We start from the raw sequence: 20,738 nt of genomic DNA, 5'->3' as shown, positions 1-20,738 counted from the left end.
CCAAGACTACTCCGTCTCGGTGAAGCAGCTTCTACACCCCACCATAATATAACGTCAATCCCTAAAATCAGAAAAAATTCATATTCTTCAAAGAAGTGCATTTTTTCGTAAAATAAGGCGGCCATACGGCCGCCCAATTTTTACACTCAGTTTTTAGCAACAGCCTTGGTTTTCTCTGGGAACGCAGTCTCCCAGCCCCCCCCAAGGGCATTATAAAGCTGCACCAAATTACCCGATATAGTTGCGGTGCTATCCGCCAACTGCGTCTGAGACTGCAAAAGCCGACGCTGTGTATCCAAAACCTGCAGATAACTTTGGAGCCCATGTTTATATTGGCTCTGCGCTAGTTCGAGAGAGCGCGCATCTGCCGCAACCTGGTTACGAATGTTCTGATTACGCTTTTGCTCTGCCTGATAGGCCGTAAGGGCGTTATCCACTTCCTTCCATGCGTTCAGAACCGTTTTACGATACCTCAGGGCGGCAGCTTTTTGTGAGGCCTTCTTCATGTGCAGTTGGCCTGTTAGACGCCCACCCTGAAAAATAGGCAACGTGATAGCTGGCCCAACATTCCACATACGGGAACTCCAGAAGCCCATATCGCGGAAAGAGAAGGACTGGAAACCAAAGCCCGCATCAATAGTGACTTTTGGATAGAAATCCGCTTCAGCCTGCCCCACCTCTGCTGTAGCGGCATGAAGCTCCTCACCCGCTTCTCGGATATCGGGGCGACGTTCTGCCAGTTCTGATGGCAAACCAACAGGCACTTGCGGCGGCACTGGCGGAATACCTGCGGTTTGCTCCAATTCCGTATTCAATCCGCCTGGAGGCGCGCCCATCAGCAGATTGATCGCATTGATCTGCATAGCAATGCGCTGCTCAAACTGAGGGATAAGCGCACTTGTCCGCTCCACCTCTGAACGCGCACTATCCACATCTAGCTCGCTGACCAAGCCGCTTTTATAACGTGATGAGCTCAATTGCAGGATTGCTGATGCTGCATCACGATTCTCTTTCGTGATGCGCAACTGTTCCTGCAAGTTACGCAGAGTCATGTAATCTGATGCCAATTCCGCCTGCCGTGCAATCAGAATACCTCGGCGCTCTTCCATAGTCGCGTTCATATACGCTTTAGCAGCTTCGTACTGCCTGCGCACACGGCCCCAAAGATCTACTTCCCAACTGGCCTGCACCCCATCCTGCCACTGATTCAGCAAAGGAATGGAGATGGAAGAGGACTGCGCAGAAAGCATTTCCCCCATACCTGTTCCAGCCGCGTTTTCACCAATACGCTCTACAATACGCTGCAACTGTTTGCTGCTATACTGCGCCCTGCGGTATGATCCAGAAGCTGCAAGATCTGGAAACCGCTCTGCTCCGGCTAGCAGTAACTGACCACGACTAACTGCAAATTGTTCAGTGGCTTGCTGTACATCAAGGTTCTGATCTGCCAGACGTTTTTCAAGCGATGTGAGTTCGGGATCATTAAAAATGGCCCACCACTGCGGATCTGGCGCTTGCGTTGTAGGAACACTCAGCATCTGTGATGTATCTTTATTTGCTGCGCGCTGCCACTGGGAGGGAGACCATGTATCCGGCTTTTTATAATCTGGCCCCACCATGCACCCCGCCAGCATGAAAACCAGCGCCAACGCGCCTGTGCGCTGTGCATTCCGTTTTGCCACCCGTTCACCCTCACCGAAAATGATATGCCTGATAGAAAATACCAGCCCTTGCACTGACCGACCAGTTCGGTCAGCATGGTAACCTACCTTCTTTCCTCTGTGCGTCAATCGCCTGATCTTTAAAGTCTGAAATCCTGATGTCCGAATCTTCCTCCGTTTCCTCCCTCACTTCTGCTTGCACGGGGGAATCAGAAGCAAAGCGAGAGCAGATTTTAAAAGGGGCTTACAACGTGTTTGCTGAACACGGTTACGAAGGCGCCAGCATGTCTGCCATTGCGCGGGAGGCAGGTGTTTCTAAGGGCACATTATATAATTATTTCACCAATAAAGCTGATCTCTTTGGGGCTTTTGTAGAAAAATGCTGCCGGGAAAAACTCCCTCCTGCCTTGGCCCCCGTACAAAAAGAGGCATCCCCCAAAGAAACACTTACAGCCGTAGCCCGTGCCATGGTACAACTGATTACCCAGCCTGAAAGCTTGATGCTTTACAGAATGATTGTTTCTGAGGCCCCGCACTTCCCGCAACTTGCAACCATCTTTTGGTCTCATGGCCCACGCATTGCCATTGAAACTCTGTCCAACTGGATTCGCGAACAAACCCAGCGCGGCACATTAAAAACAGATGATCCTGTTTTTGCTGCAGAGCAGTTTTTCTCACTTTGCCAGACACGAATTGCGCATAGAAAGCGCTTCAACATGCCCTATGACAACATGACTGAGGACGAAGAGAAAATTATTCATGCCTCTGTAAACATGTTTCTGGCCACTTATGGCACATAAAATACCCACTAAAAACAAACCCCGCACACATGATTGTATGCGGGGCTGCTTAAGCAAATAGCTTGGGAGCAAAGATTTATTTCTTCAGCTCTTCAACCAACTGCGGCACAACTTCAAACAAGTCAGCTTCCATTCCATAATCAGCAACCTGGAAAATGGGAGCTTCTGGGTCTTTATTGATCGCCACAATCACGCGGCTATCTTTCATGCCAGCAAGATGCTGGATAGCGCCGGAAATACCGAAGGCCATGTAGAGTTCAGGCGCAACAATCTTGCCTGTCTGCCCCACCTGATATTCGTTCGGCACAAAACCAGAATCCACAGCAGCGCGAGATGCCCCAATAGCTGCACCCAGAGCATCTGCCAGTGGGTCTAGCGTATGGAATTTTTCTTCGCTCTGCATTCCGCGCCCACCGGATACCACCACACGGGCTGTTTCCAGATCTGGACGTTCAGAATCAGACAGCTGTACAGCCTCAAACTTAGAAACTGCTGGCGCATCCACTGCTTCCACAGCTTCTACCGGAGCATTGCCGCCCGTAGATGCTGCTGCATCAAAGGAAGCATTGCGCACTGTCAGCACTTTTTTAGCATCTGAGGATTTGACCGTAGCCAGAGCATTGCCTGCATAAATGGGGCGTACAAATGTTTCTGCATCCACAATGCGGACAACGTCTGGAATAGGCTGCACATCCAGCAGAGCAGCCGCACGTGGCAGCACGTTTTTGCCCGTGGCGCCCGCAGCCGCAACGATATGATCGTACCGGCCTGCCAGAGAAACAATAAGAGCAGCCAGAGGTTCAGCCAGCTCATGTGCATAGCGTGCATCTGCTGCGTGCAGCACCTTGGCAACGCCCGGCACAGCAGCCGCAGCCTGCGCGATGGAGGCATCACCCGCCACCAGCACATGCACTTCACCCAACTGGGTAGCTGCCGTTACAGCAGACAGAGCGGCCTTTCTGATCTGGCCTTCTTCATGATCCAGAAGAACAAGAGCGGTCATGATCAGATCACCTTTGCTTCGTTACGCAGTTTTTCCACCAGTTCCGCAACGGAACCAACCTTGATGCCAGCCTTGCGTTCCGGCGGCTCAGCCACGGAAACAACACTTAGGCGGGGTGTCATATCCACACCCAGCTCAGCGGCTTCAATGGTTTCCAGCGGCTTTTTCTTGGCCTTCATGATGTTCGGCAAAGACGCATAGCGTGGCTCGTTCAGGCGCAGGTCGGCCGTGATGATAGCGGGAAGCGTGAGGGAAACTTCCTCCGTGCCACCATCAATTTCACGGCTAACACGTGCATGGCCATCAGCAATTTCTACCTTGCTGGCAAATGTGCCCTGCCCCCAGCCAAGCAGGCCAGCAAGCATCTGGCCTGTGGCGTTCATGTCATCATCAATGGCCTGCTTGCCCAGAATAACCAGACCGGGCTCTTCCTTTTCAACCAGCTTACGCAGCACTTTGGCTACGGCCAGAGGTTCAGGGCTTTCTTCTGACAGAACGAGAATGGCGCGGTCTGCACCCATCGCCATGGCAGTGCGCAGCGTATCCTGCGCCTTCTGAACACCAACAGAAACCACAACAACTTCAGAAGCAGCGCCTTTTTCACGCAGGCGCACAGCTTCTTCCACCGCGATTTCATCAAACGGGTTCATGGACATCTTGACGCCAGTGGTATCAACACCACTGCCATCTGCCTTCACACGCGGTTTGATGTTGTAATCAACAACCCGCTTTACAGGTACAAGTATCTTCATGACTTCTTTCGCTTGCAGACGCAGGATGGTTCGGACGCAGCCTTACCGTACTTTACTCCAAATTCACATACCGGCCGGATAATTAGGACCACCACCACCTTCTGGCGTGGTCCAATCTATATTCTGGGCGGGATCCTTGATGTCACACGTTTTGCAGTGCACGCAGTTCTGGGCATTGATCTGCAAATGTGGATTTGTGGCTTCGTCTGCCACTTCATACACTCCAGCGGGACAATAACGGCTTTCCGGCGCACGGAAAACATCCCAGTTCACCGGCTTCCACAGGCTGGGGTTGCGCAGGCGCAGATGCACCGGCTGATCTTCCTCATGATTCGTAGCAGACAAGAAGACCGAAGAAAGACGATCAAACGTTAGCTTGCCATCGGGCTTCGGATAGAACGGCTTTTCAGACAAAGAAGCAGGCTTAAGGGTATCGCTATCTTCATGCTTAAAGTGCAGTGTCCACGGGGCACGGCCACGCAGCAACATGGCATCAATAGCCGCGTACACAGCACCACCCTTGGCACCAAAATGCGCAAAAGCCGGACGAATATTGCGGGCAGAACGTAGTTCTGGCCACAACCATGAACGCCGCACTTTTTCTGTAAATGCGCCGGGTTCAACACGGCCGGTTTTTATGGCTTCTACAACGGCTTCTGCCGCCAGCATGCCGGACTTCATCGCTGTATGGGTGCCCTTGATTTTAGGCACGTTCAGGAAGCCAGCAGAATCCCCAATCAAGGCGCCACCGGGGAAAGTTAGGCGCGGGATAGCCTGCAACCCACCTTCAGAAAGAGCACGTGCACCGTAAGAGATGCGACGACCACCTTCCAGATGCTGGCGGAAAGCCGGATGCAGCTTGATCCGTTGCATTTCTTCAAAAGGAGAAAGCCACGTATTGGCGTAATCCAGCCCAACCACAAAACCATAGGACACCAGATTTTCGCCAAAGTGGTACAACCATGCACCACCATAAGTGCTGTCATCCAACGGCCAGCCAAAGCTGTGCTGCACCAAACCGGGGCGATGTTTTTCCGCCGGAATTTCCCACACTTCCTTAATGCCAAGGCCGTATGTTTGTGGGTCCACATCCTTGCGCAGATCGTAATGCCCCATCACCTGCTTGGTCAGAGAGCCTCGGCACCCTTCTGCAAACAAGGTGTAACGGGCACGCAGTTCCATACCGGGCTGGTAATTGGGGCCGGGCGTGCCTTCTTTGGTTACACCCATGTCTCCCGTTACAACGCCAACCACGCGGTTACGCTCGATAATTACATCGGCACCGGCAAAACCTGGATAGATTTCCACGCCCAGTTCTTCTGCCTGCGTGGCTAACCAGCGGCAGACTTCCCCAAGGCTGACAATATAATTGCCGTGGTTGGCCATGTGCGGCATGACTTTATCCAGCAGGGGCACGCGCAGGCTGCCCGTTTCGGTCAGATACAACATATCTTCCGATGTTACCGGCGTGTTCAGCGGCGCACCACGTTCCTTCCAATCAGGAATGAGTTCTGCCAGTGCGCGGGGTTCAATAACGGCCCCGGAAACAATATGCGCCCCGATCTCGCTGCCTTTTTCAATCAGGCAGACGCTCAGATCTGGAGAAAGCTGGCGTAGGCGAATTGCAGCAGCCAACCCGGCCGGGCCGCCCCCAACAATAACGACATCAAATTCCATCGATTCCCGCACAGGCTCGCTCATTCCCGTTTCATCCCCGTTTAAAGATATGCTGCTTCCCTAAACCCGATTTGGCGCAGAATTGCAAAAACGGGCACGCAGGCCCGTTCTGCCAGAAACAGCCATGTCAGAAAAATTAGTGCTGAACAGAGCGCGGCCCAAACGCCAGTTCGTGCACTGCCCGCCAGTTCTGATCAACAAAATTAACAATCAATGTGCGACGCGTACCTTTAATGGGCCGCTTTACAAAACCGTGCCATGTTTTGTCAGACGGAATAAAAAGCACAGCCGAATTAAATGCCCCAGAAGCACGTGCAACTGATTTGCCATCTGGAGTCATCAAATCTGTCCCCAGTTCATCGGCCCCTTCCCCAGTGGAAAGAGAGATAAGCAGGGTAAGTTTTTTAGCCCCAATATCCGTATGTGGCTCTAACCAGAAGCCATCCGAATCCAGACACAATTCCAGACGCAGCGCTGCTGTATCCAATTTTACATTACAGACACGTTCAAACGCATGCCGCATGGCATCACTATCCAGCAAATGCGCCATACGGTTTAAGCGTTCATCTTGCTGACGAACCGCGGGATCAACAAACACGCGAGACTTGTTCCGTGTTTCACGCCGACCGCCCACATCCCCTGCAATAGCCGACTCGCCTGGATCCCATGCCAATAATGCCTTGCAGGCATCTGGCTCCAGCACATTTGCCAACATCCAATGTGGAAAAGGGTGAGAGGCCACTGGCGTTTGCGCCAGCAAATTTGGCAGAGAGAATGTCCCGCTCTGATCGGGAGCAGTGGCATCAGGACTCATGGCGTCCGATCCTTCAGCTGTCACAGAATATCGGCTGGATAAAGGCAGCGCTATGGCTGTCTTGCATAGCTCCCTTTCATGGGAAAGCTTTCCTTCCTTGCGCCAAAATACTGGCACAATCAAGGCTTGGTTCTACTTAAAGAGCAGCAGAAAACTGTGGTGCAGCACCTTGCCCTGTTGCCTGTGCCTGCTGCTGCAAAGCACGCCGCCGCGTATCAAACACAGCCGCCACATGCCTTACAAAAGGCCGGCCAAACGCAGTAACGCTGATGTTCTGGCCATCAATCTTCACCAACTCATCCTGCTCAAATGGACGAAGTTGTGCAAGCTCTTCAGAAAAATCGTACCCCTGCCCTACAGCGGCAAGGTCAACAGCCATATCGCACATAATGCGTTCAATAATGGCCCCGCGCAGTTTGTCATCTTCCGTAAAAGCAACGCCACGCGCTACCGGGAGAGAATCGGAATTTTCAGCCATTGCCCGCGCATAAGCGGCCACACTTGTAATGTTCTGGGCAAACCCGGCAGGCAACATGGAAATGGCCGAAGCCCCCATCCCTAACAAAACAGGGCAGGAATCTGTTGTATAACCCTGAAAGTTACGATGTAGCGCTCCAGCTTTGGCTGCTTTAGCCAAACCATCTTCTGGTAGAGCGTAATGATCTAACCCTATGGGTTGGTAGCCCTGTGCCTGCAAAACCCGATCTATTTCCGCCCGCTGCGCCAGTCTTTCATCAGACTTCGGCAAGGAGGCTTCCGGGATCAGGCGCTGCCGCTTTTGCTTCCACGGCACATGCGCATACCCAAATACCGCCAGCCGATCTGGCCGTAAGGAGGCAATTTTAAGCGCCGTTGCGCCCACGCTTTCTACTGTCTGGTAAGGTAAGCCGTAAATCAGATCAATATTCACGCCAGACACACCAGCGGCACGCGCTGCCTGAATACTTGCTTGCGTCTGCTCAAAAGACTGATGACGACCACACGCTTCCTGCACCCGAGGTTCCAGATCCTGCACGCCGAGGCTAATACGGGTAAAACCCAAGTCACCTAGCAACGCAGGATAATCCTGCGGCACATGCCGAGGATCAAGCTCCATCGCCAATTCGGCTTGTGGATCAAACTGAAAAAATGTTCGGATAGAGCGTATAATCTGCCGCAAAGCATGCGGAGGTAAAGTGGTAGGCGTGCCGCCACCAAACTGCACATGCTTTACTGTGCGTTGTTCCCCCACAAGGGCCACAATACGGCGCATTTCCTCACGCAGAAGATCACCGTAAGCTAAGCGCCCATCCTCATGCCGCATAACGGATGTGTTGCACCCACAAAACCGGCAGAGTTCATCGCAAAAAGGAACATGAAAATAGAGGGAGACAGGTTCATTCTCAGGCAGTGCTTTCAACCAACCTGCAACCTGTTGGGGGCCGACCGCTTCCGTAAAGCTGGCTGCGGTCGGGTAACTTGTATAGCGCGGCAGATTCCCACCGTAGCGGGAAATCAAATCAGATACGGATACCGCGCCCATAATGTGCCTTAGAACCGGTAAGCGATACCAGCGGAAACCACTGTCGGATCCAGAGATTCGTGTGCTTTCACTTTCAGGCTTTCTGCCGGGTTTTCAACCCAAGCATGCATACGCACAAACATCTGTTTAACATCTGCGTTGAAGAACCAGTTGCCCACGATCTGGTAATCGAAACCAACGTTAACAGACGGGCCACCGGTGAAGCCAGCGTTCAGCTTGGTCAGACCCAGAGCAGAACCACGGTTACCGTTCATGTTGTGGAACCACATAGCCGTTGCACCCACACCCACATATGGGTTGAAGCGCTTATGCGGACGGAAATGCCAAGCGAATGTTACCGTTGGGGGCAGAACCCATGCGCTACCAACATCCAGCTTGCGGGGGCCACCCAGAGAAGGCACATCGCTACCCAGCGCAGCCACTTCATGACGGGTGCTGGTGGCAATCAGATCAACAGACAGGTTGTCTGTGATGAAGTATTCCACCGTCAGTTCCGGCATGGCCTGATTGGTGGTGGAAAGATGCGTGTTGTTCAATGGCAGATGGTTCAGACCAAGGCCAGGAGCTGTCAGCCAAGCCTTGCTATCACGATCCTGCGGCAGAACGCCCACACCGGACAAACGGATCATGAAGTCCCCACGGCCAAGACCGATTTTTGTGCTGGCGCAGGTTTCAAACAAGCCACAATGCCCCGCACCCGGCTTTGGTGCATCGGGAATGCGCTGCATGACCGGTGCATTCACATATGCAGCGTTAGGAGCTGTTGTCTGAGCTTTGGCGGTACCGGCCAGAGCGGCAACGCCAGCCACCACTGCCGTAAAAAGGGAACGGAACTTGACCATGCCTGTGTGTCTTTCCACTGCGCTAGAGAACAATATCTGAAGCGGGAAAAATCATGCGCGCGTTCTTCCAGCCTTGATTTAGATCAAATCCCAGACATCTCCGCCCCATATGCGACAATACTGTGTCATTTTAACCACAGCGCATTTTAAGGCCTATAGCCAAGGCAAATTGTAACCAATCCACCCCAGACAACTGCGCATTATTGATTTATATCAACAAGGACATAATAGTTACGCCACATATTCCTTTTCTTTCCGGTCCAGCACGTTCGCCATAATGCTGAAGGTACCGGGTTTTCCGGATTCTGCTTCCATGCCACCTTCTCCTTCCGCTCAGGCACTTCATTCCGTTGGCAAACGCACCGGACGCACAGATACCGATTCCACTCGATGTTTGATGTGCAAGGTGCGCGAGTATAACCTGTGCAGCAGCATAGAAGATCAGGATGTGGCGGTTTTGGCACACGCCACACGTCAGATTTCCTTGCCTCCGGGCACGGCAGTTATTGAAGAAGGCACACCGGCATCTGCTTTTTTCAATGTTATTAGCGGCACAGTTAAACTGTTTAAATCTCTACCAGATGGACGCCGCCAGATTACCGGATTTGCAGATGCAGGCCAGTTTGTTGGCCTTAGTAACTCACGCACCTATTCTTTTGGGGCAGAAACCGTAAGCACTGTATTATTGTGCCGCTGCACACATGCGCAGATAGAAAATTTATTGGCCGAATACCCAGGATTTGCCCGCCATCTCCTCTCGGCTGTCACGCATGAATTGGCTGATGCACAGGAACAGATGCTGCTGTTAGGGCGCAAAACCGCCAAAGAAAAAGTTGCCAGCTTTCTTCTAGACCGGATCAAACAATATCACCGCACCTATCCGCATGATCCCGATGCAGAAACCACAGCTTCTGTGCCCATGACACGTGTGGATATTGCAGACTATCTAGGGCTGACAATTGAAACGGTAAGCCGCACCATCAGCGCCCTCCGCCGTGATAAAATTATTTCGGGCACAGAAAATCACTGCATCCGCATTCTTTCCCTGCCCAATCTGCAAGACATCGCTTACGGCCTTAAATCCATTTAGCGCATAAAAAAAGACTGGCCCATTTCTGAACCAGCCTTTCCAACGATTCGGATAACCTCAATTTTTTAGTTATCGTCGTCATCACCGCCATCATCAGATGACGGGGCATTATTACTGCCATCTGGAGAGATCGCGATAAACAGAGACTGATTATCCCGCATAACCCGCAACAACACAGGCTTTTTAGACGCCAGTGCGGCCTTTACGCTGGCCACCGCCGCCCGCGGGGAATCCACAGCCTGACTGCCAATTGCCTGAATGACATCTCCTGGCCGAATACCCGCCTGATCTGCCGGGGAACCAGGATCAACGTCACTCACAACAACGCCGCGCACATCTGCCGAAAGCCCCAACTGCTGGCGCACATCGCGAGAAAGGGGTGCCAAGGCAATACCAAGCCGCTGGCCACGTGCAACATCCGTATTACTGCCGCTGCTGCCATCACTGGAAGCAGTTTTCAGATCTCCGATTGTAACGGTAGCTGTCTGGGCTTTACCGCCACGTAGATAACCGATTGTAGCCTGCTTACCCGGTGCCATAGACGCCACGCGCACAGCCAGATCATGTGGGTTGCTGACTTTCTGCCCATTAAAATCGGTAATCACATCTTCCGATTTCAGGCCAACTTTTTCAGCCGGACTACCGGGGCTTACGCTTGCAACCAGCGCACCCACTGGCGGTGCCCCCGGTGTGGAGGGAGATGGCAAACCAAGGGCGCGCGCCATAACAGGAGAAATAACCTGTGCATTTACGCCCAGATAGCCGCGTACCACATGCCCCGTTTTGCGAAGCTGCTCGACCACATTGCGCACGGTATCCGATGGAATCGCAAACCCGATGCCAATAGACCCCCCGCCAGAAGGTGAAAGAATGGCGGTATTCACCCCAACAACCTTACCGTCCTGTGTAAACAGCGGGCCGCCGGAATTCCCACGATTAATGGGCGCATCAACCTGAATGAAGTTATCGTACGGGCCTTCGTTAATATCTCGGCCACGGGCAGAAACAATACCAGCCGTAACAGTGCCCCCCAGCCCATACGGATTACCAACGGCAATCACCCATTCACCGGGCTGCACATCATCTGATTCCCCCAGTTCAATAAAGGGTAGTTTTTCAGACGTTGTCACCTTCAGAAGCGCCAGATCGGTTTTGCCATCACGCCCTACCACCTTGGCAGGCAGCGTTGTGCCATCATCCAATGTTACCGTAACCTTGGTGGCGCCTTTGACCACATGGTTGTTGGTCACCACGTAACCATCGGCTGAAATCACAAAGCCGGAGCCTCTGGCCTCAATCGTCTGATGAGAAGGCTGCGGCATCATCTGGAAAGGAAACGGGAACGGGAAGGGCATGCCGCCCATACCGCCGCCATCCCCTTCCACTGCATCTGCCCGGATCATGGATGTAATAGACACCACGGCTGGCTTAACCTGCTTAACCAGACTGACAAAATCCGGAATACGCTGAGAAGTGGGGGTGTTCGGCTTAATAACACTATCAGCTTCTGCGCGTGCTGGCGTGCTGCACCATGGAGCGGCGGCCGTTACCAATACACAGCTTGCCAGAAGGGCTGAGAGCCAATTACGGCGTCTGTTCCGCGCCCAAACTTTTGTCACAGATTTTCCCGACATCACGACTTCGACTGTTCCTTGTTTTATCCCGACAGGACAATTCCCGGACGGTCCAAACACCCCTCTCTGGCAGCCACCACAGATTGCCCAGAGTTTACAGTGTCTTACGCCTACAACGCTAACATGGTTTCTTAACCAAGAAAAAAAAGCTGTCTCTTTGATAATTTCACAAGATGTTATCGGCAGCGTAATGTCTGGAAAAAAGTTTTCAGCATTTCCGCCGATTCCTGCTCCCTTACGCCGCCTATAACTTCCATACGATGTAAGGTTTCGGGGCGATGCGGCAAGCGTGCACCGTGCTCTACGCCACCGCCTTTGGGGTCATACGCGCCAAACACCACCCTCCCCAGCCGAAAATGCGCCATAGCCGCCGCGCACATAGGACATGGTTCAAGCGAGACAAATAAGGTGCAGTCTGCCAGCTTTTGCCCCTGCCGCTGTTGCACGGCTTCGCGCATGACCAACATTTCAGCATGAGCTGATGGATCATGCAGCTCTTCAACGCGGTTACCTGCCTGCGCCAACACTTTTCCGGCGCTATCTAACAGCACGGCCCCCACCGGCACTTCTCCGTTTGCAGCAGCAAGATGCGCCTGCCACAACGCCAGCTCCATGCCGTTTTGTTTAGTCATGCCGTATGCTCACGAAATGTTACTCTCTACCATCCGAAACGTTCAGGTTTTTTTCGCTTTTATCTACTAGAAAATATCCAGATTCTTCTTGCAATCGTGCATGCTTTTTTGTCATCCTGCCTTAAAGGAGCCTTAATCTGTTCTGTAACAGAGCGTGAGGGTGCCTTTGGGGTTGTTTTTCAAGCATACCAAACCCGATTGAGGAGGGTCAGAAACATGCATAGCCTGTCTTTCATTCTGGCTGCTGCGGCCATTGGATTTGGTCTCGCCATTGCAGACGGTGTCAATTACGAACCGGCAACCTTGGCGCCGCCCCCCACCGCCACCAAAACGCTTCCTATCAGTATTCCTTCCTTTCTGTCCCGCTAACAGGCAAGCCAGAAACGGATTGACCGCACGGGTTTTTGTTTCCCGCACCAATACTTTGCTACATACCCCTGAAAGAACGGTATTGCCTCTCTTTCTCCTCCGTTCTTTCAGGATAGTGGCATATGATAGAAAAACGTCCCGTTATTGGTATTACGCTTGATTTGGAAGATGGCGGTGAAGGCCGTTATTCCCTCTTCAAATGGTATGCCATGCGGGAAAATTATATGTCTGCCGTTTCCACCGCAGGCGGGCTGCCTGTTGCGTTGCCTTTGTTTCCGCAGCTTTGTGCCGATTACATGCACCTGCTGGACGGATTGATTATAACGGGTGGTGCATTTGATATTGATCCCTCTTTATATGGGGAAACGCATGTGCACCCCACCGTAAGCCTGCGCCCTCGCCGCACGCAGGCTGAGGCTGCTTATCTGGCTGAAGCCTTACAGCGTGATATGCCGGTTTTGGGTATATGTGGTGGCATGCAACTTATAGCCGTGGCCCTTGGCGGCAGCCTGATCCAGCACATTCCAGAAGAATGCCCCACAGCCCTTCCGCACGAACAGCCAAACCCACGGGATGAAGCAAGCCACAGTGTAACGGTCACGCCGGATACCTTATTGGCCCGTATTACGCACAACCCCGCACGTATTGGCGTTAATTCATCCCACCATCAGGCTGTCAAAACACCGGGAAGATGCATTATTAACGCTGTAGCAGAAGATGGTATTATTGAGGGGATTGAAGATCCCACACATTCTTTCTGCCTTGGGGTGCAATGGCACCCGGAATTTGGCATAGACCCCGCAGACAAAGCACTTTTCAAAGCCTTCATACAGGCAGCAGGAGATTCAGCGTGACGCAGGAAACCCGAGGGGAACGCATAGCAAAATGGCTGGCCCGCAGTGGCGTTGCCAGCCGCCGTGATGCGGAGCGCATGATAGAGGAAAACCGCATCCGCCTGAATGGCCAGCCGGTAACACACCCTGCCACCTTTGTAACAAATGGCGATATTGTGCAGGTTGATGGAGAACCCGTTTCAGCCCCGGAACGCACTCGTTTGTGGCGTTACCATAAGCCAGATGGTTTGGTGACAACGCACAAAGACCCGGAAGGTCGGCCTACGGTTTTTGCCTCCCTGCCAGAGGGTATGCCGCGCGTTATCAGCGTTGGACGCCTTGATCTGAACAGTGAAGGACTGCTGCTACTCACCAATGATGGCGAGCTAGCCCGCAGGCTGGAACTTCCCTCCAACGGCTGGCTACGCCGCTACCGAGTGCGCGTCTTTGGCGTGGTGGATGAAGAACGCTTGGCAAGCCTTGCCCAAGGCAGCGTGTTTGATGGTGTGCGTTACGGCCCTATCCATGCTGTTCTGGATTCGCGCAAGGGTGACAATGCGTGGCTGACAGTTTCCCTCAAGGAAGGGAAAAACCGTGAAATCCGTAAGGTAATGGCGGGCATGAACCTGCACGTCAGCCGCCTGATACGCACCAGTTATGGGCCTTTTCAGCTTGGCACTTTGCTGCGCCGTGAACTGGAAGAAGTTTCTCCCCGCGTGCTGCGTGATCAGCTCCCCAAAGCAACAGAAAAGACCCCAACCACCCAGCGCGCACCTGCAAAACAGGCAGATTAATGGTTCGGATTATTGCTGGCAGCCGTAAAGGGCGGCTACTAACAGCCCCCACAGGGCAGACCACACGCCCCACGGCAGACCGTGTACGGCAGGCCTTGTTTGATATGCTGCTACATGCACCTTGGGGTGGGCCTACACTTCTCTCAGGTGCGCATGTGCTGGACGCATTTGCTGGTACAGGCGCATTAGGGCTGGAAGCGCTTTCTCGCGGTGCAAGCCATGCGACTTTTTTCGAAACCAGTCACCCGGCCCTAGCCGCGTTACGGGCCAATATTCAAGCCTGCAAATGGGAAGATAGCTGCACCGTGATTGCGCGGAATGTCATCTCCCCACCGGCCTGCACGGCCTCGGCTAGATTGGTGTTTCTAGATCCCCCCTATCACCAGAAGCTGCCTGAGCGCGCCCTCAAAGCCCTACAAAGCAAAGGCTGGATTGCTCCAGATGCCATTGCGATTATTGAAACAGGGCGTGAGGAAGCTTTACCTTTTTCCACCCAAGAAGAAGCGTTAGAAACGGCAAGCACACCTGTTTTTCTAGCAGAACGCCAACATGGCGCAGCCCGATTTTCTATCTGGCGGCTTTAAGCTTTCACCTGTTCGGCCAGTGCGCTACATAGGCAGAACGAAAATGGATTTTACGCAAATAGAAGGTAACGGCATTCATGGCTGGCAGCGTTAACAAGGTTATTCTGGTCGGCAATCTGGGCAAAGACCCCGAAGTGCGCTCCAGCCAGAGCGGTGCAAAGATTGTTTCCTTCTCTCTGGCCACCAGCGACACATGGAATGACCGCGCATCTGGTGAACGGCGTGAACGCACAGAATGGCATCGCGTAGTCATTTTTAATGAACGGCTGGCAGATGTGGCCGAACGTTTCCTGCGCAAAGGCCGCAAGGTTTATCTGGAAGGCTCCCTGCAAACCAGAAAATGGACAGATCAGGGTGGTCAGGAACGCTATACAACGGAAGTGATTATTGACCGCTTCCGTGGTGAGCTGGTGCTGCTGGATAGCCGCAATAGTGGCGAAGGTGAAAGCGAAGGCGGCGGTGGCTTTAGCGGTGGAAGCGGCAGCAGCTACGGTGGCTACAACAGTGGGGGCAGCGGTAGTGCTTATGGCGCTCCATCATCCGCACCACGCCAGCCGCCAGCGCAGCGCAGCGGCGGCAATAACTCCGGCGGCTGGGATGCATCTGGCGGCAACGGGGATCTTGATGACGAAATCCCGTTCTAATCAACCCAACTGATTGGAGGCTGGCTGCACTATCTTATGGCCAGCCTTATCCATTCCAGACATGCCTCCTGCTGTTTCTTCCCCATTCCGTATTAAGCTGGCTGGATATCTCACAGCAGCAGGTTTGGTGTGTCTGAGTATCTTCCCATTTTTTCTATTCTATAGCCGCGCCCTTTCGGACACGTTTGCTTCTATCATCGGGGGGCTGTTTCTGTTGCACAGTGTCCTGTTGCAGGACTGGCAATGGATTAAACAACCGTGGCTTAAACTGGCCGCATTATTTTGCGGATTATGCCTGCTTTCTTCCATGCATGTTGGCATTACGGAGGAATGGGTGCAGGCGCTTTGCCTGCCTCGGCTTTTTCTGTTTTGCGTGGCACTACAATGCTGGCTTCTTGCCACTAAAGCACAACGCATGTGGCTGGAACGAATCTGCTTACTGGCCGCTTTGTGGCTGATAAGCCAATGCTGGCAACAGTATCTAACCGGCATAAACCTGATGGGAATGCCGCGCTGGGGTGATGGCAGCCTGACAGGGCCATTCACAAAACCCCGCGCGGGGTTTACGCTGCTGATGCTGTTTTTTCCCGGCATTATGCCAAGCGTTTTACGCCTGTTACGCCAAAATAAGCTGAAATACTGGGTTCTTGGCTGTGCGCTTCTGTTGCTGGGCGTTACAACCATGGTGCTGATCGGCCAACGTATGAGCTGTGTGCTGCTCTTTTTTGGGCTGTCTCTTACGGCATTTATCTTTCCCCGCTTTCGCCTGCCCTTTGGCCTCATTCTTGCGTGCGCTGGTGGATTGATTGCCTGCTTGCCTGTCATCTCTCCGCCTGTTTACGCCAAACTTGTCCTAAAATTTTCTGATCAGTTGCATCATTTTGCCCAAAGCGACTACGGCAAGCTTTTCCGTTCCGCCATTGCTATGGTTGCCCAACACCCTTGGACGGGGCTGGGTATGGATGGCTTTAGGAATTTCTGCCACGTCCCTATCCAAACACATGCCTTGTCTTTTCTAGGTATAGAAACGCTTACAAATGATACGGATCGGGGCTGTAATATTCACCCGCACAACTATTATCTGCAAGTTGCCACAACAGCTGGTTTACCGGGCCTTGTGGCATTTATAGGTTTGGCTTTTCAATGGGTGCGCATTGGCTGGCGAGCGCTGGATGTAGAACACCATCCGCAGCAAGCCATGCTCTTTGTAGCCTGTTGCATTCTGTTATGGCCCATTACTTCAACCAGTGCTGTTTTTTCTTTCCCCACTGCGGGATGGATTTTTATGTTTGTTGGTTGGCTTATAGCAGCATCAAGCTCACAAAAACGTGCATAATTTTGTTAAGAAAGCGTTTATAAAAACGGGAACTTTCTTAAAATATTTTTTCATTACTCATTTTAAATGCAGTCTTTTCTTACTCTTACTTTATCCTTTGTCGCTTTTCTGCGTTTTAGCCCCATAAAATTGTTGGCGGGTGAGCGGGATGCCGCTATAAGCCGCGTCATTCTTTCAAGGCAGGCTGCCTGTCATTGCAAAGGCTGACGACAGACATGATTACCTTACCGCCAGATTATCGCCCCTCTGAAGATGAAGAGTTCATGAATCCCCTTCAGACGGAGTACTTCCGGCAGAAATTGCTTAAATGGCGCGCCGACCTTCTTAAAGAAGCAGGAGATACGCTTGCCAGCCTTTCTGAAGGCGGCATCCATGAAGCTGATATTACTGACCGTGCTAGTGTGGAAACAGACCGTGCACTGGAACTGCGTACGCGAGACCGTGCCCGCAAGCTGATTGGCAAAATCAACCTTGCTTTGCAGCGGGTTGAAAACGGCACATATGGTTACTGTGAAGAAACGGGTGAGCCCATTGGCCTGAAACGGCTGGAGGCACGCCCCATTGCCACACTTTCCATTGAAGCGCAGGAGCAGCACGAGCGCATGGAAAAAACCCACCGCGACGATTAATTTTTTCGTCTTTTTTACCGTATCTGGTCTTGCGGCGTTCCGCGCGAACAGCTAGAACGCCCGCAGACTAAGCTGCTGTAGCTCAGTGGTAGAGCACTCCCTTGGTAAGGGAGAGGTCGACAGTTCAATCCTGTCCAGCAGCACCAGTCTCTCCCTTAATACTTTATAAGAATTGCTGTTTCTGTGCTGCGTTGTACAAAACAGGAAGCTGTTCGCCTTTTAGGTGGCCACCCGTACCACCTTAAATCTGCCTTGCCAGATGCCGGAAAATGGCATCTCCATTTTCAAAAAACTTCTCTTTACTGAACTTTTCCAGCACAAATTGCCTTGCGTTCTGACCAACCTCAGCAAGCCGCCCTGGCTGCGCAAGAACTGTTGCCAATGTATCGGCCAACATAATCGGGTTTTCTGGCGGCACCTTCCACCCGGTTACATTTTCTACAATAGACCGATCCATCTCCCCCACATCACTGCCAATAACAGGCAAGCCTGCCTGCATGGCCTCATGCATGGCGATACAGAACCCTTCGCGCCGAGATGGCTGAAGATAAAGATGCTGGGTGTATAGAAAATCCTGCGATGAAGATGCAAAGCCTGAAAAACGAATATTCGTGAGCTTTAATTCTTTTGCCATCTGCTCAAGATGAGCCCGCTCCTGCCCTTCTCCTGCAACTGTCACTTCAAACGCAGGCAAGGATGTATAGGCCTGAAGGCGCTTAAGGGCTGCGCAGAGAATATCGTAACCTTTGGCAACATGCAGCCGCCCAAGTGAGCCTGCACGAATCACCTCTCCCTGCGTCCAAGGCTGTGCTGGCTGAATATCCGGCAAAGCTTGAAAAACCGGCCAAGACATAACTTTATTTGCCGGCAGTTTGAGGCGTGCGCGCGTAATATCTGCCACGCATTCCGAATCACATACCCATAATTTTGAAAGCGATTTGGCTGCCCGTAAAAGACGAATATTTCCCGGTTTCAAAAACGCATTGTGTTGCCAACTGATAACCGGCGCGCGCAAGCTGCGCCCAACTTGCTGCCCGATCAAAGTAGAGCGTGTTAAAGACGTCCAAATCTGGGTGGGCTGCCACGCAGCCAGTTTACGGCGTAGCCATAAATATGCTTGGAGATGATCGCTTTCTCCACCTTCTCTAATGTGTATATCCAGCCCCGCGGCTTGGAGCGCTGGCTCTGCCCGTTTATCCCGTGGGGTCAGCACAAAAACGCCAACATCACACCCACGCGCACGAAAAAAACCCGTAATGGAAGGCACCATAGCGCCCGTGCCACCACCTTCTAGCGAGTTAATAACGTAGGCAATTTTTTTAGGGTACAGCACGCCATCAGCTCCTGCGCAGAGAAACACTAAAACCCATCTGTTCAGAACTGATTAGGTAAGCAAAAAACTGTTTCCAGTAAAAAGGCAGCACCTTCAAACTTTGAAAAATGCTGCCTTGGCAAGATTATCTGTGACCACCACCAGGGCCACCACCGCCACCGGGACCGCCAGGGCCACCACCTGGTGGGCGACCACCACCACCGCCTGGGCGTGGGCCAGGGCCAAAGCCACCGGGGCCACCATGCCCACCGGGTCGGCCACCGGGACCAAAACCTGGGCGAGGCCGCGGGCCTCGGCCACCACCGCCCCAACGGCCATAACCATAATAATCATCATATACGGGGCCATAGCCTGAATACCCGTATGGATAATACAGGCCGCCATCACCATAATAGGGGCCACCGCATGCGCTTAGGCTGCACAACAGCCCCAAAGCAGACAGTTTTAACGCCAGTTTTTTCACGGTAGCCTCCTTATCGGTCTATCAGGCTGAACCCCCAACCTTCACCAGAACATGATGTTTTTTACCAGCAGAAAGTTTGATGGCTCCATCCACCATATCCTGCTGTGTAATCAGCCTATTTTCATCTTGTATCACATCATTATTAAGGCGCGCCCCGCCACCTCGTACCAAACGCCGAGCTTCCCCATTTGTTTTAACCAACCCTGCTTCTGCAAACAGGCGAAAAACTGGAATGCCTGCGGCCATATCGGCCTCTGCCACTTCATGCACCGGCAGATCTGCCGCAGCTACGCGGCCTTCTTCAAACGTCTGGCGGGCAGCTTCTGCCGCAGCCAAGGCCGCATTGCGTCCATGACATAGAGCCGTTGCTTCTGTTGCCAGAACTTTCTTGGCTTCGTTAATTTCCGCGCCTTGCAGGGCTTCCAGACGTGCACATTCTTCAAGCGGCAGTTCGGTAAACAGCCGCAGAAAACGACCTACATCTGCATCTTCCGTGTTGCGCCAGAACTGCCAGTAATCAAACACTGGTAAACGTTTTTCAGAAAGCCACACGGCACCGTTGGCTGTCTTGCCCATTTTGGCACCAGATGCCGTTGTAAGCAGTGGTGTAGTTAGCCCCATAACGCTCTTCTGGTCTGTGCGGCGCACCAGTTCCACACCAGAAATAATGTTGCCCCATTGATCTGACCCGCCAAGCTGCAACACAACATCCATGCGGCGGTTCAATTCACGGAAATCGTAAGACTGAAGAATGGAATAGTTGAATTCCAGAAATGTCAGCCCCTGCTCGCGCTCAAGGCGATTTTTTACGGAATCAAACGCCAGCATGCGATTGATGGAAAAATGCACCCCCACATCACGCAGCAGGTCAATATAGGCCAGCTTGTCCAGCCAATCTGCATTGTTCACAAGCACTGCTTCTGATGCACCAGAACCAAAGGTGAGGAACTGGCGCAAGCAACCTTCTATACCGGCCAGATTGGTCTTAATGATATCTTCCGTCATCAACCTCCGGGCTTCTTCCCGGAAGGATGGATCACCAATACGGGCTGTGCCGCCACCCACCAGCGCTATTGGTCGGTGGCCGTGTTTTTGCAACAGCCGTAACATCATAATCTGGATAAGGCTGCCAACGTGCAGGCTATCTGCCGTAGGATCAAACCCGATATAGGCCGCCACGGATTTTTCTGCCATCAGCGCATCCAGCGCATCGGCATCCGTGCACTGGAAAATAAAGCCGCGTGCAGCGGCCTCCCGCATGAAAGAACTCTTAAACCCGTTCTCGACCATTTATCCTGTCCCTTCTCTCCGGCCCCTGTCTGCAGG

At 52.6% G+C, this 20,738-nt stretch carries 21 protein-coding genes and 1 tRNA gene; 10 read left to right on the top strand and 12 right to left on the bottom strand.

Going from position 1 to position 20,738, the window contains the following annotated elements; translation table 11 throughout:
* Positions 1–146: 146 nt before the first annotated feature.
* Positions 147–1,736 (bottom strand): efflux transporter outer membrane subunit, encoded by a 1,590-nt coding sequence (locus FKW19_RS08765; protein ID WP_116100200.1) that lies wholly within the window; start codon positions 1,734–1,736, stop codon positions 147–149.
* A gap of 83 nt (positions 1,737–1,819) precedes the next feature.
* On the opposite strand from FKW19_RS08765, the gene FKW19_RS08760 reads away from it, so the two are divergent.
* Positions 1,820–2,461, top strand: coding sequence for a TetR/AcrR family transcriptional regulator (locus FKW19_RS08760; RefSeq protein WP_006115582.1), 642 nt, complete (start codon positions 1,820–1,822; stop codon positions 2,459–2,461).
* Positions 2,462–2,537: 76 nt separating this feature from the next.
* Here the strand turns inward: FKW19_RS08760 and FKW19_RS08755 are convergent, their stop codons facing one another.
* From FKW19_RS08755 to FKW19_RS08730, 6 genes are all read right to left on the bottom strand, one after another.
* Positions 2,538–3,464, bottom strand: coding sequence for an FAD-binding protein (locus FKW19_RS08755; RefSeq protein WP_063354745.1), 927 nt, complete (start codon positions 3,462–3,464; stop codon positions 2,538–2,540).
* Positions 3,465–3,466: 2 nt separating this feature from the next.
* Positions 3,467–4,216, bottom strand: a complete 750-nt coding sequence (locus FKW19_RS08750) for an electron transfer flavoprotein subunit beta/FixA family protein (RefSeq protein ID WP_006115584.1) — start codon at positions 4,214–4,216, stop codon at positions 3,467–3,469.
* 63 nt (positions 4,217–4,279) lie between these two features.
* Entirely contained in the window at positions 4,280–5,917 is a 1,638-nt protein-coding gene (locus FKW19_RS08745) for an electron transfer flavoprotein-ubiquinone oxidoreductase (RefSeq protein WP_089179783.1), read from the bottom strand.
* A gap of 112 nt (positions 5,918–6,029) precedes the next feature.
* A complete protein-coding gene (locus FKW19_RS08740) occupies positions 6,030–6,707 on the bottom strand; it encodes a 2OG-Fe(II) oxygenase (RefSeq protein ID WP_063354747.1) in 678 nt (225 codons plus the stop codon).
* A 136-nt stretch (positions 6,708–6,843) separates the two neighbouring features.
* The gene (gene hemN / locus FKW19_RS08735; protein ID WP_063354748.1) at positions 6,844–8,229 is read right to left on the bottom strand and encodes an oxygen-independent coproporphyrinogen III oxidase; all 1,386 of its coding nucleotides are present in this window, start codon (positions 8,227–8,229) and stop codon (positions 6,844–6,846) included.
* Between the two features lie 8 nt (positions 8,230–8,237).
* Positions 8,238–9,071, bottom strand: a complete 834-nt coding sequence (locus FKW19_RS08730) for an OmpW family protein (protein WP_035353084.1) — start codon at positions 9,069–9,071, stop codon at positions 8,238–8,240.
* 277 nt (positions 9,072–9,348) lie between these two features.
* Here FKW19_RS08730 and FKW19_RS08725 point away from each other — a divergent pair, with 277 nt between their 5' ends.
* Positions 9,349–10,161 carry a Crp/Fnr family transcriptional regulator gene (locus tag FKW19_RS08725; RefSeq protein WP_006115589.1) on the top strand — a complete coding sequence of 271 codons (813 nt, stop codon included), beginning with the start codon at positions 9,349–9,351 and terminating at the stop codon, positions 10,159–10,161.
* A gap of 65 nt (positions 10,162–10,226) precedes the next feature.
* Here the strand turns inward: FKW19_RS08725 and FKW19_RS08720 are convergent, their stop codons facing one another.
* Entirely contained in the window at positions 10,227–11,795 is a 1,569-nt protein-coding gene (locus FKW19_RS08720; RefSeq protein ID WP_089179784.1) for a Do family serine endopeptidase, read from the bottom strand.
* Between the two features lie 176 nt (positions 11,796–11,971).
* Complete coding sequence (locus FKW19_RS08715; RefSeq protein WP_063354751.1) at positions 11,972–12,427, bottom strand: nucleoside deaminase; 456 nt, start codon at positions 12,425–12,427, stop codon at positions 11,972–11,974.
* Positions 12,428–12,643: 216 nt separating this feature from the next.
* Here FKW19_RS08715 and FKW19_RS15430 point away from each other — a divergent pair, with 216 nt between their 5' ends.
* The 8 genes from FKW19_RS15430 (at position 12,644) to FKW19_RS08680 (ending at position 17,762) form a co-directional block, all read left to right on the top strand.
* Positions 12,644–12,796, top strand: a complete 153-nt coding sequence (locus FKW19_RS15430) for a hypothetical protein (protein WP_003626506.1) — start codon at positions 12,644–12,646, stop codon at positions 12,794–12,796.
* Positions 12,797–12,918: 122 nt separating this feature from the next.
* Positions 12,919–13,650 carry a gamma-glutamyl-gamma-aminobutyrate hydrolase family protein gene (locus FKW19_RS08710; protein ID WP_089179785.1) on the top strand — a complete coding sequence of 244 codons (732 nt, stop codon included), beginning with the start codon at positions 12,919–12,921 and terminating at the stop codon, positions 13,648–13,650.
* Entirely contained in the window at positions 13,647–14,423 is a 777-nt protein-coding gene (locus tag FKW19_RS08705) for a pseudouridine synthase (RefSeq protein WP_006115595.1), read from the top strand. The genes FKW19_RS08710 and FKW19_RS08705 overlap by 4 nt, the downstream gene beginning before the upstream one ends.
* A complete protein-coding gene (rsmD, locus tag FKW19_RS08700; RefSeq protein WP_089179786.1) occupies positions 14,423–15,007 on the top strand; it encodes a 16S rRNA (guanine(966)-N(2))-methyltransferase RsmD in 585 nt (194 codons plus the stop codon). The genes FKW19_RS08705 and rsmD overlap by 1 nt, the downstream gene beginning before the upstream one ends.
* A 77-nt stretch (positions 15,008–15,084) precedes the next feature.
* Positions 15,085–15,651 (top strand): single-stranded DNA-binding protein, encoded by a 567-nt coding sequence (gene ssb / locus FKW19_RS08695; protein WP_006115597.1) that lies wholly within the window; start codon positions 15,085–15,087, stop codon positions 15,649–15,651.
* Between the two features lie 61 nt (positions 15,652–15,712).
* Positions 15,713–16,987: an O-antigen ligase gene (locus FKW19_RS08690; protein ID WP_089179787.1), complete on the top strand. Its 1,275-nt coding sequence runs from the start codon at positions 15,713–15,715 to the stop codon at positions 16,985–16,987.
* Positions 16,988–17,202: 215 nt separating this feature from the next.
* Positions 17,203–17,616 (top strand): RNA polymerase-binding protein DksA, encoded by a 414-nt coding sequence (gene dksA / locus FKW19_RS08685; protein WP_003626519.1) that lies wholly within the window; start codon positions 17,203–17,205, stop codon positions 17,614–17,616.
* 71 nt (positions 17,617–17,687) lie between these two features.
* A tRNA-Thr gene (locus FKW19_RS08680) sits at positions 17,688–17,762 on the top strand.
* Positions 17,763–17,857: 95 nt separating this feature from the next.
* On the opposite strand, the gene FKW19_RS08675 is transcribed toward FKW19_RS08680, so the two are convergent.
* From FKW19_RS08675 to tyrS, 3 genes are all read right to left on the bottom strand, one after another.
* Positions 17,858–18,949 carry a glycosyltransferase family 4 protein gene (locus FKW19_RS08675; RefSeq protein ID WP_193561051.1) on the bottom strand — a complete coding sequence of 364 codons (1,092 nt, stop codon included), beginning with the start codon at positions 18,947–18,949 and terminating at the stop codon, positions 17,858–17,860.
* Between the two features lie 124 nt (positions 18,950–19,073).
* Positions 19,074–19,412, bottom strand: a complete 339-nt coding sequence (locus tag FKW19_RS08670) for a hypothetical protein (protein WP_089179789.1) — start codon at positions 19,410–19,412, stop codon at positions 19,074–19,076.
* A 21-nt stretch (positions 19,413–19,433) separates the two neighbouring features.
* Positions 19,434–20,702: a tyrosine--tRNA ligase gene (gene tyrS, locus FKW19_RS08665; protein ID WP_089179790.1), complete on the bottom strand. Its 1,269-nt coding sequence runs from the start codon at positions 20,700–20,702 to the stop codon at positions 19,434–19,436.
* Positions 20,703–20,738: the final 36 nt, after the last annotated feature.

This window comes from Acetobacter sp. DmW_125128 (assembly GCF_008704325.1).
In the GTDB taxonomy this organism is placed as follows: domain Bacteria; phylum Pseudomonadota; class Alphaproteobacteria; order Acetobacterales; family Acetobacteraceae; genus Acetobacter; species Acetobacter oryzifermentans.
Note: the sequence above shows the minus strand (reverse complement) of the source record. Positions and strands in the feature narration are given on the sequence as shown.

What these genes read in the sequence shown, in the direction of transcription:
- FKW19_RS15430 (WP_003626506.1), top strand. Translation starts at nt 12,644, where the DNA reads ATGCATAGCCTGTCTTTCATTCTGGCTGCTGCGGCCATTGGATTTGGT.
- tyrS (WP_089179790.1), bottom strand. Translation starts at nt 20,702, where the DNA reads ATGGTCGAGAACGGGTTTAAGAGTTCTTTCATGCGGGAGGCCGCTGCA.
- FKW19_RS08760 (WP_006115582.1), top strand. Translation starts at nt 1,820, where the DNA reads ATGTCCGAATCTTCCTCCGTTTCCTCCCTCACTTCTGCTTGCACGGGG.
- FKW19_RS08745 (WP_089179783.1), bottom strand. Translation starts at nt 5,917, where the DNA reads ATGAGCGAGCCTGTGCGGGAATCGATGGAATTTGATGTCGTTATTGTT.
- FKW19_RS08710 (WP_089179785.1), top strand. Translation starts at nt 12,919, where the DNA reads ATGATAGAAAAACGTCCCGTTATTGGTATTACGCTTGATTTGGAAGAT.
- hemN (WP_063354748.1), bottom strand. Translation starts at nt 8,229, where the DNA reads ATGGGCGCGGTATCCGTATCTGATTTGATTTCCCGCTACGGTGGGAAT.
- FKW19_RS08750 (WP_006115584.1), bottom strand. Translation starts at nt 4,216, where the DNA reads ATGAAGATACTTGTACCTGTAAAGCGGGTTGTTGATTACAACATCAAA.
- FKW19_RS08755 (WP_063354745.1), bottom strand. Translation starts at nt 3,464, where the DNA reads ATGACCGCTCTTGTTCTTCTGGATCATGAAGAAGGCCAGATCAGAAAG.
- FKW19_RS08690 (WP_089179787.1), top strand. Translation starts at nt 15,713, where the DNA reads ATGCCTCCTGCTGTTTCTTCCCCATTCCGTATTAAGCTGGCTGGATAT.
- FKW19_RS08720 (WP_089179784.1), bottom strand. Translation starts at nt 11,795, where the DNA reads ATGTCGGGAAAATCTGTGACAAAAGTTTGGGCGCGGAACAGACGCCGT.
- ssb (WP_006115597.1), top strand. Translation starts at nt 15,085, where the DNA reads ATGGCTGGCAGCGTTAACAAGGTTATTCTGGTCGGCAATCTGGGCAAA.
- FKW19_RS08740 (WP_063354747.1), bottom strand. Translation starts at nt 6,707, where the DNA reads ATGAGTCCTGATGCCACTGCTCCCGATCAGAGCGGGACATTCTCTCTG.
- rsmD (WP_089179786.1), top strand. Translation starts at nt 14,423, where the DNA reads ATGGTTCGGATTATTGCTGGCAGCCGTAAAGGGCGGCTACTAACAGCC.
- FKW19_RS08730 (WP_035353084.1), bottom strand. Translation starts at nt 9,071, where the DNA reads ATGGTCAAGTTCCGTTCCCTTTTTACGGCAGTGGTGGCTGGCGTTGCC.
- FKW19_RS08725 (WP_006115589.1), top strand. Translation starts at nt 9,349, where the DNA reads ATGCTGAAGGTACCGGGTTTTCCGGATTCTGCTTCCATGCCACCTTCT.
- dksA (WP_003626519.1), top strand. Translation starts at nt 17,203, where the DNA reads ATGATTACCTTACCGCCAGATTATCGCCCCTCTGAAGATGAAGAGTTC.
- FKW19_RS08715 (WP_063354751.1), bottom strand. Translation starts at nt 12,427, where the DNA reads ATGACTAAACAAAACGGCATGGAGCTGGCGTTGTGGCAGGCGCATCTT.